We start from the raw sequence: 15,430 nt of genomic DNA on the forward strand, positions 1-15,430 counted from the left end.
TCTGTTCCCGGCGATCCTCGGCCATGAGGGTGCCGGCGTCTCTGTTCCCGGCGATCCTCGGCCATGAGGGTGCCGGCGTCGTCGTTGATGTCGGCCCGGGCGTGACCTCGGTCAAGAAGGGCGACCATGTCATCCCGCTCTATACGCCGGAATGCCGCTCCTGCCCGTCGTGCCTGTCGCGCAAGACCAACCTGTGCACGGCGATCCGCTCGACCCAGGGCCAGGGCCTGATGCCGGATGGCACCTCGCGCTTTTCGATCGGCAAGGACAAGATCCATCACTATATGGGCTGCTCCACCTTTGCCAATTACACCGTGCTGCCGGAGATCGCGCTGGCCAAGGTCAATCCCGACGCGCCGTTCGACAAGATCTGCTACATCGGCTGTGGCGTCACCACCGGCATCGGCGCGGTGATCAACACGGCCAAGGTCGAGATGGGTGCGACCGCGATCGTCTTCGGCCTCGGCGGCATCGGCCTCAATGTCATCCAGGGCCTSMGGCTTGCCGGCGCCGACATGATCATCGGCGTCGATCTCAACAACGACAAGAAGGCCTGGGGCGAACGCTTTGGCATGACCCACTTCGTCAATCCGAAGGAGGTTGGCGACGACATCGTGCCTTACCTCGTCAACATGACGAAGCGCGGGGCCGACCAGATCGGCGGCGCCGATTATACCTTCGATTGCACCGGCAACACCAAGGTGATGCGCCAGGCGCTCGAAGCCTCGCATCGCGGCTGGGGCAAGTCGGTGGTCATCGGCGTTGCCGGTGCCGGCCATCGTGCCTTACCTCGTCAACATGACGAAGCGCGGGGCCGACCAGATCGGCGGCGCCGATATACCTTCGATTGCACCGGCAACACCAAGGTGATGCGCCAGGCGCTCGAAGCCTCGCATCGCGGCTGGGGCAAGTCGGTGGTCATCGGCGTTGCCGGTGCCGGCCAGGARATCTCCACCCGYCCGTTCCAGCTCGTCACCGGCCGCAGCTGGATGGGCACCGCCTTTGGCGGCGCSCGCGGCCGCACCGACGTGCCGAAGATTGTCGACTGGTACATGGAAGGCAAGATCGAGATCGATCCGATGATCACCCACACCTTGGCCCTCGAAGACATCAACAAGGGCTTCGAGCTGATGCACTCCGGCGAGAGCATCCGCAGCGTGGTTCTATTTTAGTCCAATGAAGGATCACGGTCGACCGGTCGGAATTCCATAAACCCCTCAGGGAATAGGGCAGCCCTCCACCTGTCCTATGCCGAGTTCCCGCTCGGCAAGCAGCGACCGCATTTGTGGTCGCCGCAACAAAATCGCGTAACAAAATCGCAGAATGTATCGACGGAACGCGGCGGTTGCAGCGATGGTGGCTTCCCCTGAGGGAGCATCAAAGCGGTGCCCTGCTCGGGTTGCACTCAGGATGAGAGCAGGCCGGTGTGGCTCCACCTAAGTTTGAGACACCGGCCTCTTCGCCTGGGACGGAAAAATTCACACGGCTGCAGCGTGGGCGCAATTTCGACCAAGCGCGAAGTTTGCATCGCCGCAGTTTTTCCAGAAGCTAAATTCTAAGCCGTCTTCTCAAGAAAGTCTGCCATCTCGGCGTTGTAGTAGACCTTGGTCCGTGGACCAGCAAGAATTGGGTCAATCATGCGGACGCACTCTTTGTAGTGCTCAGTCTTGCGATGGTCCTCCAGAGCCTCGGCCGATTGAAAGACTTCATAGATCAGGAACGTGTTTTCGTCCTGCGGATCGCGCAAAACATCGAAGCGCAGATTGCCGGGCTCGCGGCGTGTGCCCTCGTAGTTGATGCGAAAGGCTTGGAGAAATTCGGCCGCATGGCCTTCCTGGACCTTGATGCTGACCATCTGAATGAGCATGTCGTTTTCCTTGGTAAAGTTAGAGCGGCACGCTGGTGCGTGCGAAGAAAGGGTTTAGAGACCGGGAGCCTTCCACATGGCGGTGGTGACGCCTTCATCGACCAGTTGACGTTGAAGAGCGTAGGCTCGGGCCCAACGCTCGCCGGCATTGTCGTAGATCGCCTTGTGTTCGAGATTGGGTTCGAAGTGTCGGTCCCAACGAACCCAGCTTTCGGCGGCCTCGACGAAATTGCGGTGGAATCCAACGCCGATTGCCGCCGACGCGGCACAGCCGAGAGCAGTCGCCTCCTTGACGACGGGTGTTACCACCGGCAAGCCGGTTGCATCGGAGAGGATTTGTGACCAATGGGCGGACTTGGAGGCGCCGGCCGCAAAGACGATCTTGTCAGGTATTTTGCCGGAAAGTTTGAAAATGGCGGCAAGGTTGCGGGCCGCAACAATGGCGGCGTTTTCCTGCAGAGCGCGAAAGATTGCCGCCTTGCCGGATTTTTCCGGATCGATGGAGAGGTTCAGCAGTGACGGGGCCGCGTGATACCATTTTCCATAGTGCATCACGTCCGAGAACACCGGGATGATGCCGTACGCACCTGGAGGAACAAGGGCCGCCTTCTGCTCCAGCAAGCGATAGGCGTCGCCGCCGGGGCCGACGGTTATGATTTCCTCAGCGCCGAAGCTGTCGCGGAACCACCGCATCACGATGCCGACGAAGAAGCTGATTGCCTCGGCCTGGTTGAGACCCGTGACGACGTGGGGGTTGATACGCAAATCCATCGACGGATCCGTAACAGACGGCGCCACATTGACCACCTGCTGCCAGAAGGTGCCACCAAGCACCGCGCAGTCACCTTCGTTGACGATCCCGAGACCGGCGGCGCCGATCTGGCAGTCACCGCCACCCATGACGACCGGCGTGCCGGCGGCAAGACCGGTTTCTTGCGATGCCTGCGAAGTAACGCGGCCGATCACAGTGCCCGGCTCGGCACTCGGCGGGAAGATATCGTCACGCATACCGACCTTGGACATGGCATCCGGAAGCCAGTTGCGCGCCGCCAAGCTATAAAGACCGGTCGTGCCAGCGTTCGAGGGATCGCTCGCGATCACGCCTGAAAGCCGGGCGAGCACCCAGTCCGAAAGCATGCTGACGCGATGAACACGATCGTAGACGTCGGGAAGGTTGCGCTTCAGCCAGAGTAGACGGGGCAGGGCGCCCAGCGCAAAGGTTTGGCCGGATTGGGCATAGAGTTCCGCCTCAAGCTGCGGAAAGTCCTGCTTCAGGTCGCGAACCTCGTTGTTGGCGCGGCTGTCGACATTCGCGCAAGCCCAGATTTCGCGACCGTCGCGATCATAGGCGACAATGGCTTCGCGCATGCTGGTGGCACTGACGGCCGCAATATCGGCTGCCCGGATCCCCGCATCAGCAATGACGCGGCGGATCGCCCGCGCCAAAAGTGTCCAGTTGCCCGTAACATCGAAATCCATCGAGCCGGCAAAGCGCGGATCAGCCTTGTGCCACCACTCATGCTGGGCGCTGGCGAGCTGGTTGCCGTCGTGGTCGAAGATGACGGCGCGGCCGCTCCCCGTGCCAGCGTCGACGGCCAGGAGATATCTTGCGTTCATCGTGATGCTCAGTCCTTGATCTCGAGCAGGCCGGCTGCGGTGGTTTCATCGGTGATGAGGATACCGACGAATTTTCCCCGCAATGCAGAATGGATGGCTTGTACCTTTTGCAGGCCGCCTGCCGCGGCCACGACCTTTTCGGCGCGCGACAGGGTCGCGAGCTTCACCCCGATCACGCGATCGTGCAGCGGCAGATCGAGCACCTCGCCCTGTTCATTGTAGAACTGACAAAGGATGTCTCCGACTGCGCCCTTGCGGCGCAGCGGCTCCACTTCATCAGGGGTGACATAACCGGAGCGCACGACCGTCGAGGCAGGCGAAAGCTCGCCGATACCAACGAGCTGAAAGGATGCGTTGAGCGCCATGTCGAGCAGGTTGGCGACTGCCGGTTCAGAGGAGAGGTTGCTTGCAACCTGCGGGTCTCTGACGACAAGAGGGGCGGGGACGAGATGGACGCTGCTTCCCCAATTGGCGGTGCGCATACCGTCTACATAGGTTCCGACGCCGCCGGTGAGGCTGACAAGGCCGATATCGCGTTCATTGGCGAGATGGCCGAGCCGCTGAATCGTGTTGCTGACGGTGGCGCCCCAGCCAACCGCCAGGAGGTCGCCATGCTGCAGGCGCTGCATGAGGAACTGGGCGGCCGCCTGGCCCAGACGGTCGCTCGGATCCTGATCGGGCAGTTGCGGCACGACATAGGCCTCCAGCAATCCGTAGCGCTCCTTGATCTGACGTTCGAGTGCCAGACATCCCTGATAGCGCGAATTGATGCGCACCTGGATAATGCCCGAACGCCGACCGCTTTCCAGAAGACGCGACACCTTGATGCGCGACATGTTCAGCCGTTCGCCGATCTCGTTCTGAGTCAAGCCGTCATTGTAGTAATACCAGGCAATGCGGGTGAGGGTCTCCTCGTCCGCATCCGCGTAACTCCACTCGCCATTGTCCGAAGCCATGCGGCCCATTCCTTTGGGTTGTTGTGATCATTTGAATATTGCAAAAACATTTGATACGTCAACGGTGTTGAGTGCCGAAATAATTTATTGATCGGCAACCGACTGATATTGCGCGACTATTTGCGCGTCTGGTCCTCATGTAGTCATTTCCTTCTCCGTTCGACACAGATGACCATATTGACGGTGGTAGGGCATTATGATCACATGATGATAACAGAATACATTTGAACAGGTGGGGAATGGTGAAGGAACAAGCGGCCGGGAAGGTCGCCCTTCTAGAGGACATCTGGAAATCCTTTGGTGCGGTGCCGGTCTTAAAGGGCGTCTCGCTGGCGCTCGAAGCCGGAGAAGTGCACGCGCTTCTCGGAGGCAGTGGCGCAGGCAAATCCAGTCTGATGAAGATTATGTCCGGAGTTATCCCGGCCAACTCCGGCCGCATCGAAATCAACGGCCGGACGTTGATGCATGCCTCGCCGGCTCTCGCCCAAGACCTCGGTCTCTATCTGGTGCCGCAGGAAGCGCATATCCTGCCAAACCAGACGGTTTTGGAAAATATCTGTCTGGGCTTGACGCTGTCACCACGCTCGCTGCGGCCTCGCGTCGAGGCGCTTGTTGCCGAGCTTGCCGTTGCGGTGGATCTCGATGCGCAGGCAGCATCGCTCGAGATCGCCGAACGGCAGATCGTCGAAATTCTGCGTGGCCTGGTGCGGGACGCGCGCGTCCTCATCCTCGACGAGCCAACCTCGGCTCTGACACCCTTCGAGTCGAGCGCACTTTTCGAACGTGTGCGAAAACTGCAGGGGCAGGGCGTCGGCATTTTCTTCATTTCCCACAAGCTGCGTGAAATCCGAGAAATCTGCAGCGCGATCAGCGTGCTTAGGGACGGTGTCATCGTGCTCTCGGGGCCGCTCGACGACCATACGGACGCCGAGATCGTGGAGGCAATGAGCCGTGTACCGCTTGCAGCCGGCAACGGACCCGCCAAGCTCGGGCGCAAGGTGGCGCAGATCGGTCAGCCGAGGCTCACGGTGCGCGGGCTGTCGGGAGAGGGCTTTCGCGACATCGACCTAGATGCCAGGGCAGGGGAGATCCTCGGTCTTGCCGGTGTCGTCGGTGCCGGGCGCACGGAGTTTGCCGAGACACTTTTCGGCTTGCGCAGACAAACCGCCGGGAGCGTGCATCTTGAAGGCAAGGAGCTGAAGAACCGGCAGCCACGGTCGTGCATCAATCACGGCCTCGTCTATCTGCCGGAAGACCGCCAGCAGAACGGCCTTTTCCTCGAAGCGCCGCTCTACTGGAATGTCTCGTCCTATCTTATCCATCGCCTGCCGTTTTTCCTGCGGCCGGGAATTGAACGCCGGATCTTCGACGGCTTTCGCGACAGCATGGGCATAAAATGCACCGGCGCCGGCCAGGCAGCGCGTGGCCTTTCCGGGGGCAACCAACAGAAGGTTCTCATGGCAAAATGCCTATCGGCGAAGCCGAAGGTGTTGATCCTCGACGAACCGACGCGCGGGGTGGACGTTGCCGCCCGCAACGACATCTACGGACTGATCCGCACGCTTGCCGGCGACGGCGTCGCCATCGTCCTCATATCCTCCGATTTTGACGAGATCGAGCAATTGGCCGATCGCGTTCAGGTCATGGCCTTTGGCCGACACGGCGGCGAACTCTCGGACGCGATCAGCGTGGATGCAATCGCCAGACTGGCCTTCGGCGCCTCGGAGGCTCACCATGCTTGATCTCTTCGCCCGGAACCGCGTTGTCACGCTCATCTTCATCCTGACCCTTGCCTACGCCGCAATCGGCGCAGCGGCGCCGGGCTATCTCTCCGGAGCAACGGTCTCGACCGTGCTGTCGAGCAGCCTGGTTTTGATGCTGATCTCGCTTGGCACCATGGTCGTTATCCTGACGCGCAACATCGATGTGTCGAGCGGCTCGGTGCTCGGTCTGAGTGCCGCAGTGCTTGGCCTCACGTTGAATGCGGGTCTCTGCCTGCCGCTCTCGATCGCCCTTTGTCTGCTCACCGGCGCGCTGGCAGGTGCGTTCAACGGGCTGATGGTCGCCTATCTCGGCATACCGTCGATCGTCGCCACCCTTGGTACGCTTGGTCTTTATCGCGGCGTCATGCTGGTCATGACCGGTGGACGCTGGATCGAGGACCTGCCGCAGGATCTGAAGGCGCTTTCCACCAATCTCGGCTTCGGTTTCTCAGCGCTGACAGTCGTCGTCGTTCTGCTAATCGTCACGCTCTGGATTTTCGTGCGCAAGACGCGTTTCGGCCGCTTCTTCTATTCGGTCGGCGACAACAAGGCGGCAGCGCACCACCTCGGCGTGCCGGTGCGGCGCGTCCAATTTGCCGCCTTCGTCGCGGCCGGATCTTGCGCCGCTCTGGCAGGCGTCGTCTTTGCCGCCCAGATCGGCTTCATTCCCAACCAGGCGGGCAACGGCATCGAACTCAAGGCGATCGCGGTCAACGTTCTCGGCGGTGTCAGCCTTCTCGGTGGCACCGGATCGGTCGCAGGCGTTGTCGCCGCCGTGATCTTCATCACCTCGATCGACAGCGCACTCGTCTTCCTGAAAATTCCCGCCTACTGGAACGACTTCATCGCCGGTGCGCTACTGCTCTCGGTACTCCTTCTCGATGGCCGCATTCGTCAACTTATCGATCGGCGCATTCGTGCCCGCCGCTACGCCATCCACGATCGTGCGCCCGCCCACGATACCAAGTCTACAACATCCAGGATCGCGGAGACGAGCCGATGAAAAAGTTGATCTTCCGCTGGGAGACCGCGTTGCTCGCCATGCTGGTGGCGGAGCTTGCAATCTTCGGCATCATCAATCCGCGCTTTCTCAATCCCGCGAACCTGATCTACGGCACCTCGGATTTCGTCCAGATCGGCATCGTCGCCTTGCCGTTGACTTTGGTGATCATCGCCGGCGGCATCGACGTCTCCTTCGCATCGGCCATCGGCCTTGCAGCAATTGTGTTCGGAGTCGCGACTTTCTACGCCGTACCGCTGCCGCTATCGATCCTGATATCGCTTGCGACCGGCGCGATTTGCGGCCTGTTCAACGCCAGCGTTATTCACCTGTCGAAGATCCAGCCTCTCGTTGTCACCCTCGGCAGCCTCTATCTGTTTCAGGGAACGGCGACCGTCGCTTCGGGCTTTGTCGGGGCTGGCGGTTACGAGGGGATCGGCAACTTCCCGGAAGCCTTCAATGGGTTCGGCTACGCACAACTGTTCGGGCTGCCCGCGACCCTTGCCGTATTTCTCGGGCTTGCATTCGTGCTCGTGGTGCTCCTGCATTTCACGCGCTTCGGCCGTGCCGTCTTTCTTGTTGGCCAATCGGAGAGTGCGGCTCGTTTCGCCGGTATTCCCGTGGCCACCATCCAGACCGTCACCTACGTCGTCACCGGACTTTGCGCCGCGGTGGCGGGGCTGGTGATGTCCGCCTATTTCGGCTCTGCGCGCGTCGATCTCGGAGCCGCGACGCTGCTTCCAGCCGTGACGGCGGCCGTGCTGGGTGGTGCGTCGATCTACGGCGGGCAGGGGTCCATTCTCGGCACGCTGATTGCCACATTCGTCATCGGCTACCTGCAGCAGGGCCTGCAGGCGAGCGGTGTTTCAAGCCAGATTTCCAGCGCACTTTCGGGAGGGTTGCTGGTTATAGCGGTCGCACTGCGCCACGGAAGCGCTTTGCTTTCCGATTTCGTCGCCGTTGCCCGGCAACAGAAGAGCCGGGCGGCTGTCACCTCAGGAGGAGAAAGAAAATGAACAACACAATCGTCAAAACCGCCGCCCTTGCGGCCAGCCTTCTTGCCGGCACCGTGCTTGCATCAGGTACGGCGCAGGCCGAATCCCAGATCGCCTTCATCCCCAAGCTAGTCGGTGTCGGCTTCTTTACCAGCGGTGGGGCCGGAGCGGTAAAGGCCGGCGAAGAGGTTGGCGCAAAGGTCACCTACGACGGTCCGACCGAGCCAAGCGTCTCCGGCCAAGTGCAGTTCATCAACAACTATGTGAACCAGGGCTACAACGCCATCATCGTTTCGTCCGTTTCGCCGGATGGACTTTGCCCGGCCCTGAAGCGTGCGATGGAGCGCGGTGTGCTGGTGATGACCTGGGATAGCGACGTCAATCCGGATTGCCGGAGCTACTACATCAATCAGGGCACGCCAGAACAACTCGGAGGTCTGCTTGTCGACATGGCCGGCGAGGGCGTGAAGAAGGAGAAGGCGAAGGTTGCCTTCTTCTATTCGAGCCCGACCGTCACCGACCAGAACGCCTGGGCGGAAGCTGCCAAGGCGAAGATCGCCAAGGAGCATCCCGGCTGGGAGATCGTCACCACGCAATATGGCTACAACGATGCGCAGAAGTCGCTGCAGACGGCAGAAAGCATCCTGCAGACTTACCCCGATCTCGACGCGATCATCGCGCCCGACGCCAACGCCTTGCCGGCCGCAGCCCAGGCCGCTGAAAACCTGAAGCGGGCAGATGGCGTCACGATCGTCGGGTTTTCGACACCGAACGTCATGCGGCCCTACATCGAGCGGGGCACGATCAAGCGGTTCGGTCTCTGGGATGTGACCCAGCAAGGCAAGATCTCGGTCTTCGTCGCGGACCACGTCTTGAAGAACGGTCCCATGAAGGTCGGTGACAAGCTGGAAGTCCCAGGCGTCGGCACGGTCGAAGTCTCGGCCAACAAGGTTCAAGGCTACGACTACGAGGCCGAAGGCAACGGTATCGTGCTGCTACCCGAGCGTACCGTCTTCACCAAGGATAATATCGGCAATTTCGACTTCTGATCTTGAAAACACCAGGCCGGGTGGCCTGCGAATGGCCGCCCGTTCTCACTTGATGAAAAATGGAAACCCATCATGAAAAGCCGCTGGGACGACATCGACGCCAACCGTTACGTGGAGGCCGCCCGGTCCGCTGGCCATAGCGAAGCGTTGGGGCTACGCATCTATACCTCGCGCATCATCGGTGGCGATCCGGACCTTGTGCTGCACGGCGGCGGCAATACATCGGTCAAAGTGACGGGCGAGGACGGCTGCGCGCTCATGCATATCAAGGGCAGCGGTTGGGATCTCGACACCATCGAGGCGCCTGGCCTGCCAGCGGTGCGATTGCCGGAGCTTCTGGCGGCGCGCGACGGGCTGAGGCTCTCCGATCCCGATATGGTCGCCTTGCTGCGCGCCAATCTGCTGGATGCCAGCGCGCCCAATCCTTCGGTCGAGGCGCTTTTGCATGCCTTCATCCCCCACGAATTCGTCGACCACACGCATGCAACCGCGATCCTGGCGCTAGCGGATCAACCTGGCATGCGCGATACCGTCGAACGTCTCTACAGCGGCCGCGTAGCCTTCGTGCCGTATGTGATGCCAGGTTTTGACCTATCAATTGACGGAGCTCGCATCTTTGATGCCCACCGCGATTGCGAGGGCCTCTGGCTGGAAAATCATGGCCTGTTCACTTTCGCCGGCACGGCGCGGGCGTCGTACGAATTGATGATCGAGTTTGTAACATTGGCCGAGGAGGAACTGGCGAGCAAAGGGATTAAACTGACCGGTCCGCAACAGAGCGACCGGAGTCCCGACGCCGCTCTGCAAACACGTCTCACCTCAGTGCTGACTGGCGAACGGTCCCCTTTGCCCCCGGCGTTTCGCTGGATTATCGCTCAACGGAGGCAATACGTCAGCACGTGCGCAAGAGCAATGTCGAAGAGATTGCCCTTCGCGGCACCGTAACGCCCGATCACGTCATTCGCATCAAGCCTTGGCCGATGTTCATTGACGCAGGTGCGCGTGATCTCGAAATCGAACAGGCGCTGGAGAGTTACAAGGAGCGCTACCGCGCTTACTTCAATCGCCACGCCGCGCACTCAGCAGAGCCGAAAACCATGCTCGATCCCTATCCGCGTGTCGTGGTCGTGCGTGGAGAGGGCATGTTTAACATCGGCACCAACGTAAAGGCCGCCAAAATCGGCGGAGATCTTTGCGAGCAGGCGACACGTGCGATCAATGCTGCTGAGTCGTATGGCCGATTCACGCCAATTGGAGAGGCCGAGTTGTTCGCCATGGAGTACTGGGTTCTCGAACAGGCGAAACTGAAGGTCACTCAGGCAAACTGAGCCGGAAGACGGCAGCGGCGATTATGGCTGTATCGGCGCATGGCAACACAAGAATTGGCGCCGTTTTCCGCGTGGCTGCTTGACCGGGGATCGTCTCTAACCTGCGGGTATGCCGCATGCCATCGCCGCGCATCAACTGTTTTTTTACTTGAAGAATTCTTCGATATTGGCCGGAGTTTTTTGCCGGTTATGTTGGGTACGTTGCACCCAACTCCTTGGTCATGCTGGCGACGTGTTTTCGCGAGGCGGATTGCCAAACTCTAGTCCAGAAGCGACAAGCCACCCGACATTCGCGTGGTAGTTTTAGAAAAAAAACATGCTCCATAATGGGTCCGGTCTTTAACTTCGTCTTGTTGTCTCACGGACAGTCCCTATTACCTGCGACGACACGCCCTCTACTTCCTCACTGCCGATCTTCGGGGCGTACCTTGCCGATCTCCTGATTACCCCGCCGCAGAACTTGGAAGAGCATCTTTCGGCCTTGCTCCGTCAACAAGTCCGTACCCTCCTGCAGAGCCTCGCGCCATGCAGGTCCGCGCTCTTCGGCTTCTTCATATGCAAGTGCAAAGTCGGATGCCCGCCGCGTCTCGTAGAGAGCTTCAAAGAGGAGTTCGGCCTGTTTAAGGTCTTTGTCGCGCTTCAGAACGAAGTGGCCGTCCGTTCGGCGCTTGGTCGCAATGATAAGCTTGTGAACAGCGTACCGAGACGGCTCCGGAACATTAACCGGGATACCGCTCTTGTGCAGCAGCACCGTTCTCATCGGATCTCGGATGAGGAAGTCCAAGTAGCGCAGCGGGTCTGCGCTGGCACCGCCGAGAGCGGGCATCGTTGACGGCTGATCGCTATAGTCGTCGGAGCCGCGGTTGGAGGTCAGGAACTCCACCCTGTAGCCGCGCTTGGTTTGGAACGCACTCGACGCTGCCGATCCCGATCGATGCGGGACAGGCCGGAAGGTGGGATCGACCGAGCGCAGGAGATCGAGGATCGGGGGGAGGGAGTCTTCGACCTCCCGGCTGACGGCGTAGTCTTGAGCGATGTCTGCATCGCCAGTTACGATCGTCGCCATGGGCAGGCGCACGCCGAGGATGCCGCTGTAGGTCTGGAAGGCCACCGTGCCGATGAGGACGCCGCGGAGCCGAAACAGGCCTCCGGCTGCGAGCGCCTCGACGATATCGCCGGACATGGGGTCGGGCGCGATCATGCCTCCTTGCCGGGTCAGCGAGGCCACGATGCGCCTGCGATCCCGCAGACTGTCCTTGTCACGTTTGAAGTCCTCGACGCGCTGCGCGATCTCTTCATCGTCAGCAGGACCGACGTAGCGGCGCTTCTTGCCGCCCGAGCCATCCGGCATGTCGAAATACCAGTAGCGCTTGCCCTTGACCTCTGATGTGATGAAACGGCCCTCGGGCGGGAAGTCTGCTGTCCATGCCGCGTCCATAGTCCTCTGCGCCAGCTCAGCAAGCATCGTCTGGTACATGAGGTCGATGTTCTTCAACGTCATCTCCTACGAGTTGTGACCATTTATGCAAATATGGTCATAACAGAAAGGAGGCGGGAGGGGAACATGGGTTAGAAACGGTGTCGCGTGGATCGTCCTGCGGGGTTCGAAGACTGTGCATAATGCATGGGGCCGGCCACGTCGGCAATCATTCTTGACCATACGCTCGGGTGATCGCTTCTCCCCAGCGCGGCCGCCGGTATCATGGGCAGACGAGCATTATGCCCGTCTTGTTCTATTTTGGACGGCCTGGGATCGCACATGTGGCGGCTGGATTGCTAACCCTGTACGACGGTATCGAGGGCCAGCGTAAACCGGCTCCGGCGTATCCTCGGCTTGGTTTTTTCTTTCTCTCATGCTATATGTAGGTAATTGCTTACATTGAGGTCTACCGCACAACCCAGGCGTTGCTCAACAAGCGACTGAGATAACCCGTGGCCAAAACGAGATCGAGTGATCGCCGCATAATGTATACTCGCGGTCGCGCTGCGCACCCTGTTGACCGCCCGGAAAAGCCGAAAAGATGCAATAATACCTCGAAGCGTCGTCCGCTCACGCCGCCTGGTGGACGTTCCTTGTGAAGGCGTAGTCTATGCTTCGAGCACCAAAACTTTCGCTAAATCACTGAATTAATAGGGATGTTCTATGGATGTCCGCAGCTCGACCGTGACCCACGGCAACTTCGCCTCATGAAGGAGGCTCGCCGTTGCGAACTAAAGGTTGGAACGTCTCACTTCGAGGGCGTGACCGCCAAATTGCATTGTCGACATCATTTCCTACCAATTGGCCTCCTCACCGATCGACAGCGACCTCAAGGCGCGGAGAGGCCAGACGCGGCCTCGGCGAACATGCGGGCCGCAGATGGGGCCAAAATCTTGTAGAATCTTCATTGCACAACGGTCGGGGCTGTGAACGTATAGCCCACCCCATAGACCACTTTTATCGGCACATGCAGGTTGGTCTGCTCCCCTATCTTACGGCGAAGGCGGCTGACGACTGCATCCAGATGCCGGTTATCAAAATGGGTTCTGGGGCGGGCAAGGGTCTCCGCCAGTTCCTCGCGTCTGCAGATGCCACCGTCATGTTTGCAAAGCGTATTGACGAGCGCGAACTCGGTTGCCGTTAGCTTGAGCGAGCGTTGGTTGGGCGCAGTGAGAGTCCAATTTCTGCTGTCCAACGCCCATTTGCCTGCCCCGCCGTCCGCTAAATCACCTTGATCACCTGTTCGCCGCAGTAGGCTACGGATCGCTGCTTCGATCTCCCGCAAGGTGCTGTGCTTGACGAGATAAATGTCGGCTCCACTTTCAAAGCCGCGAATGCGGTCGTCACCGTCGCCAAGAGCTGTAAGCATGATGATGCCGCAGCGACCGGCCTCACGGATTTCGCTGGCCAGGTCGAAACCATTGCCATCAGGCAACCCGACATCGAGGATGATGACATCGGGCGGCTCATCATTTGCCAGTGTCTGCCGCAAACCTTCTGCTGTCGCAGTTCCTTCGGCCGTGAAACCGCACAATCCCAGAAAATCAACCAGATCCCTGCGCAGTCGCTGTTCGTCCTCGACGATCAAAATGCGGGTCAACCCATTATCTCCTCTTGCAGGGCGGGCTCTGTCGTTCCGCTCAAGATAGGCACACGCGCCACAGCCGCCGTTCCCCCTCCTTCACGGGGTAGCAGCTCCAATGTGCCGCTATGATAGGCCAGAAGCTTACGGGAAGAGTAAAGGCCAAGCCCGGTCCCGCTTCCGGCCTTGGCGTTGGAGGCTCGGAAGAAGCGGCGACCAATTTTGTGTGCCTCAGCTTTCGGTATACCGATACCGCGATCACACACTTGGATAACGACGAAGCCACTTGCCGACAGGGTATCAATATGAATGGACTGGTTCTCGGGCGAATATTTGAAGGCGTTGTCGATGAGATTGATGACGACGGTTGCCAGCATATCGGGATCGACGAAAACCGAAGTTGATTCCCCGTACGTTTTGAAATGCAATCGTTCCCCGCGCCCGGTCATTTCGAAATGGAACTGCACGTCGGTCATCAGAGATCCGATCTGCATCGATTGCGGTCGAAAGCCATTGTCTCGGTCGTTCGTCATGAAGCGATCAATAAGGGAGAACAGCCGGTCTAGCGCCTCGCCGATCCCGGTAAGCCGTTCCTTTGTTGCTTCACGCGATCTGTCACCGACCAGACCGATCATGTCGGCCGCATTACGGATGACCGCCAAGGGAGTGCGAAACTCGTGACTAACAATGCGCATGAAGTCCGCCTGCTCCTCACGAAGCGCGCGTTCGGTTTCAAGGCTGGTATTCAATTGGTTTTCAAGGCTCCTGCGTTCCACCACTTCCCGTAACAAAGCGTCGTTTTTCTCGCGTAGGGCCTCTGATAGTCGCGAACTGACCATGAAGAGGAGGCAGGCAAACAGAGCGATCAGAAACAGAACGCCCTGCAACAGGTACCAGGCGTTGCGATTGTCGAGGACCGTGATGTCTTGGGCGACGGCCGGGTTCCAGTACTCGATCGCGCTGTGAATTATACTGGCTGCGATATATTCGGCCAATACCGCAATGGTAATCCATCGCAAAAGCCAAGGCTGTGTCCGGTCATGCAGGAGCGCCACGGACATCAATGACATCATGATGATCGTGAAGAGGGTCGATGAGTGGATGCGGATGGCAATGTTGCCCGGATCGACGGCGAGGGCGATGCTCCAGGCCACAATCTGAAAAATGAGCAGCGAAATACCGATCCAGGTGTAGCGGGGTTGGCCAAGGAAGCGCGCCAGTCCTTCGGCGAGCAGGACCAGACCGAGTTTTATTACAGTGTTGTGCAACACGATCGACCATGCGGCAGGCTGCTCGCCTCTCAAGATCATCAAGAGAAGCCCTATGGCAATGGCGGTAAACCCCGCAGCAAGGAACTTGAGCTCGTAGAGATGACGCCATGCCAACCAGACGAAGATCCAGACGATCGCCTGCAGGCTGGCAGTCGCCAGATTGACGACCAGGACTGTCTTGAGGTCAAGCATTCTTGAGCATTTGTACGGTGTCCCCTGCTGCTTCAAGTCACGCGATCATGCAACCTATAGCTGGCAGGAGTCCAGCGCAGGCGCAAGAACAATCAAGTGATGCAAGAATTTACAAGAGTTCAGCTGAATTGATCGATTGATGTTTTTGTCTGTCATCGATCGCAAATCCCAAGAGCTCTGCATGAAGCGTCGGCTGTAGGATTTGGTCAGAATTGAATCGTTTTGTTCGGTTGAATCTCCGGCATTTGTCGCTTTATCGTTCGCATGGTTGTGGCCTTGCCGTTTTGGTTGAAGGAAGTCGCGTCGAGGATTTCGCGCAGATTGCGCATG

The 15,430-nt window shown here is 59.4% G+C and carries 11 protein-coding genes and 1 pseudogene; 6 read left to right on the forward strand and 6 right to left on the reverse strand.

Going from position 1 to position 15,430, the window contains the following annotated elements:
• The first annotated feature begins 23 nt into the window (after positions 1-23).
• On the forward strand, positions 24-1,172 hold the full coding sequence (locus tag ASD02_RS39730) for a zinc-binding dehydrogenase (RefSeq protein ID WP_244494208.1): 1,149 nt from the start codon (positions 24-26) through the stop codon (positions 1,170-1,172).
• A gap of 383 nt (positions 1,173-1,555) precedes the next feature.
• Here ASD02_RS39730 and ASD02_RS11590 read toward each other — a convergent pair whose 3' ends face one another.
• From ASD02_RS11590 to ASD02_RS11600, 3 genes are read right to left on the reverse strand one after another with little or no spacing between them, the layout of a single operon-like run.
• Complete coding sequence (locus ASD02_RS11590; RefSeq protein ID WP_057209569.1) at positions 1,556-1,867, reverse strand: antibiotic biosynthesis monooxygenase; 312 nt, start codon at positions 1,865-1,867, stop codon at positions 1,556-1,558.
• A gap of 54 nt (positions 1,868-1,921) precedes the next feature.
• The gene (lsrK, locus tag ASD02_RS11595) at positions 1,922-3,484 is read right to left on the reverse strand and encodes an autoinducer-2 kinase (RefSeq protein WP_057209572.1); all 1,563 of its coding nucleotides are present in this window, start codon (positions 3,482-3,484) and stop codon (positions 1,922-1,924) included.
• Positions 3,485-3,492: 8 nt separating this feature from the next.
• Complete coding sequence (locus ASD02_RS11600) at positions 3,493-4,440, reverse strand: sugar-binding transcriptional regulator (RefSeq protein ID WP_057209575.1); 948 nt, start codon at positions 4,438-4,440, stop codon at positions 3,493-3,495.
• A gap of 239 nt (positions 4,441-4,679) precedes the next feature.
• On the opposite strand from ASD02_RS11600, the gene lsrA reads away from it, so the two are divergent.
• From lsrA to ASD02_RS11625, 5 genes and pseudogenes are all read left to right on the forward strand, one after another.
• A complete protein-coding gene (lsrA, locus tag ASD02_RS11605; protein ID WP_057220880.1) occupies positions 4,680-6,182 on the forward strand; it encodes an autoinducer 2 ABC transporter ATP-binding protein LsrA in 1,503 nt (500 codons plus the stop codon).
• The gene (lsrC, locus tag ASD02_RS11610; protein ID WP_057213586.1) at positions 6,175-7,206 is read left to right on the forward strand and encodes an autoinducer 2 ABC transporter permease LsrC; all 1,032 of its coding nucleotides are present in this window, start codon (positions 6,175-6,177) and stop codon (positions 7,204-7,206) included. Before lsrA ends, lsrC begins: the two co-directional genes overlap by 8 nt.
• Positions 7,203-8,219 (forward strand): autoinducer 2 import system permease LsrD, encoded by a 1,017-nt coding sequence (locus ASD02_RS11615; RefSeq protein ID WP_057209588.1) that lies wholly within the window; start codon positions 7,203-7,205, stop codon positions 8,217-8,219. Before lsrC ends, ASD02_RS11615 begins: the two co-directional genes overlap by 4 nt.
• The gene (lsrB, locus tag ASD02_RS11620) at positions 8,216-9,247 is read left to right on the forward strand and encodes an autoinducer 2 ABC transporter substrate-binding protein LsrB (protein ID WP_057209592.1); all 1,032 of its coding nucleotides are present in this window, start codon (positions 8,216-8,218) and stop codon (positions 9,245-9,247) included. Before ASD02_RS11615 ends, lsrB begins: the two co-directional genes overlap by 4 nt.
• A 72-nt stretch (positions 9,248-9,319) precedes the next feature.
• A pseudogene (locus ASD02_RS11625) lies at positions 9,320-10,575 on the forward strand (class II aldolase).
• A gap of 403 nt (positions 10,576-10,978) precedes the next feature.
• Here ASD02_RS11625 and ASD02_RS11630 read toward each other — a convergent pair.
• The 3 genes from ASD02_RS11630 to ASD02_RS11640 all read right to left on the reverse strand — a co-directional run bounded on the left by ASD02_RS11630 (position 10,979) and on the right by ASD02_RS11640 (position 15,100).
• Positions 10,979-12,070, reverse strand: coding sequence for a GSU2403 family nucleotidyltransferase fold protein (locus ASD02_RS11630; protein ID WP_057209599.1), 1,092 nt, complete (start codon positions 12,068-12,070; stop codon positions 10,979-10,981).
• 889 nt (positions 12,071-12,959) lie between these two features.
• Complete coding sequence (locus ASD02_RS11635; RefSeq protein ID WP_057209602.1) at positions 12,960-13,655, reverse strand: response regulator transcription factor; 696 nt, start codon at positions 13,653-13,655, stop codon at positions 12,960-12,962.
• The gene (locus ASD02_RS11640) at positions 13,652-15,100 is read right to left on the reverse strand and encodes a HAMP domain-containing sensor histidine kinase (protein WP_057209603.1); all 1,449 of its coding nucleotides are present in this window, start codon (positions 15,098-15,100) and stop codon (positions 13,652-13,654) included. The genes ASD02_RS11635 and ASD02_RS11640 overlap by 4 nt, the downstream gene beginning before the upstream one ends.
• Positions 15,101-15,430: the final 330 nt, after the last annotated feature.

Source organism: Ensifer sp. Root1252, from assembly GCF_001425885.1.
Lineage (GTDB): Bacteria > Pseudomonadota > Alphaproteobacteria > Rhizobiales > Rhizobiaceae > Ensifer > Ensifer canadensis.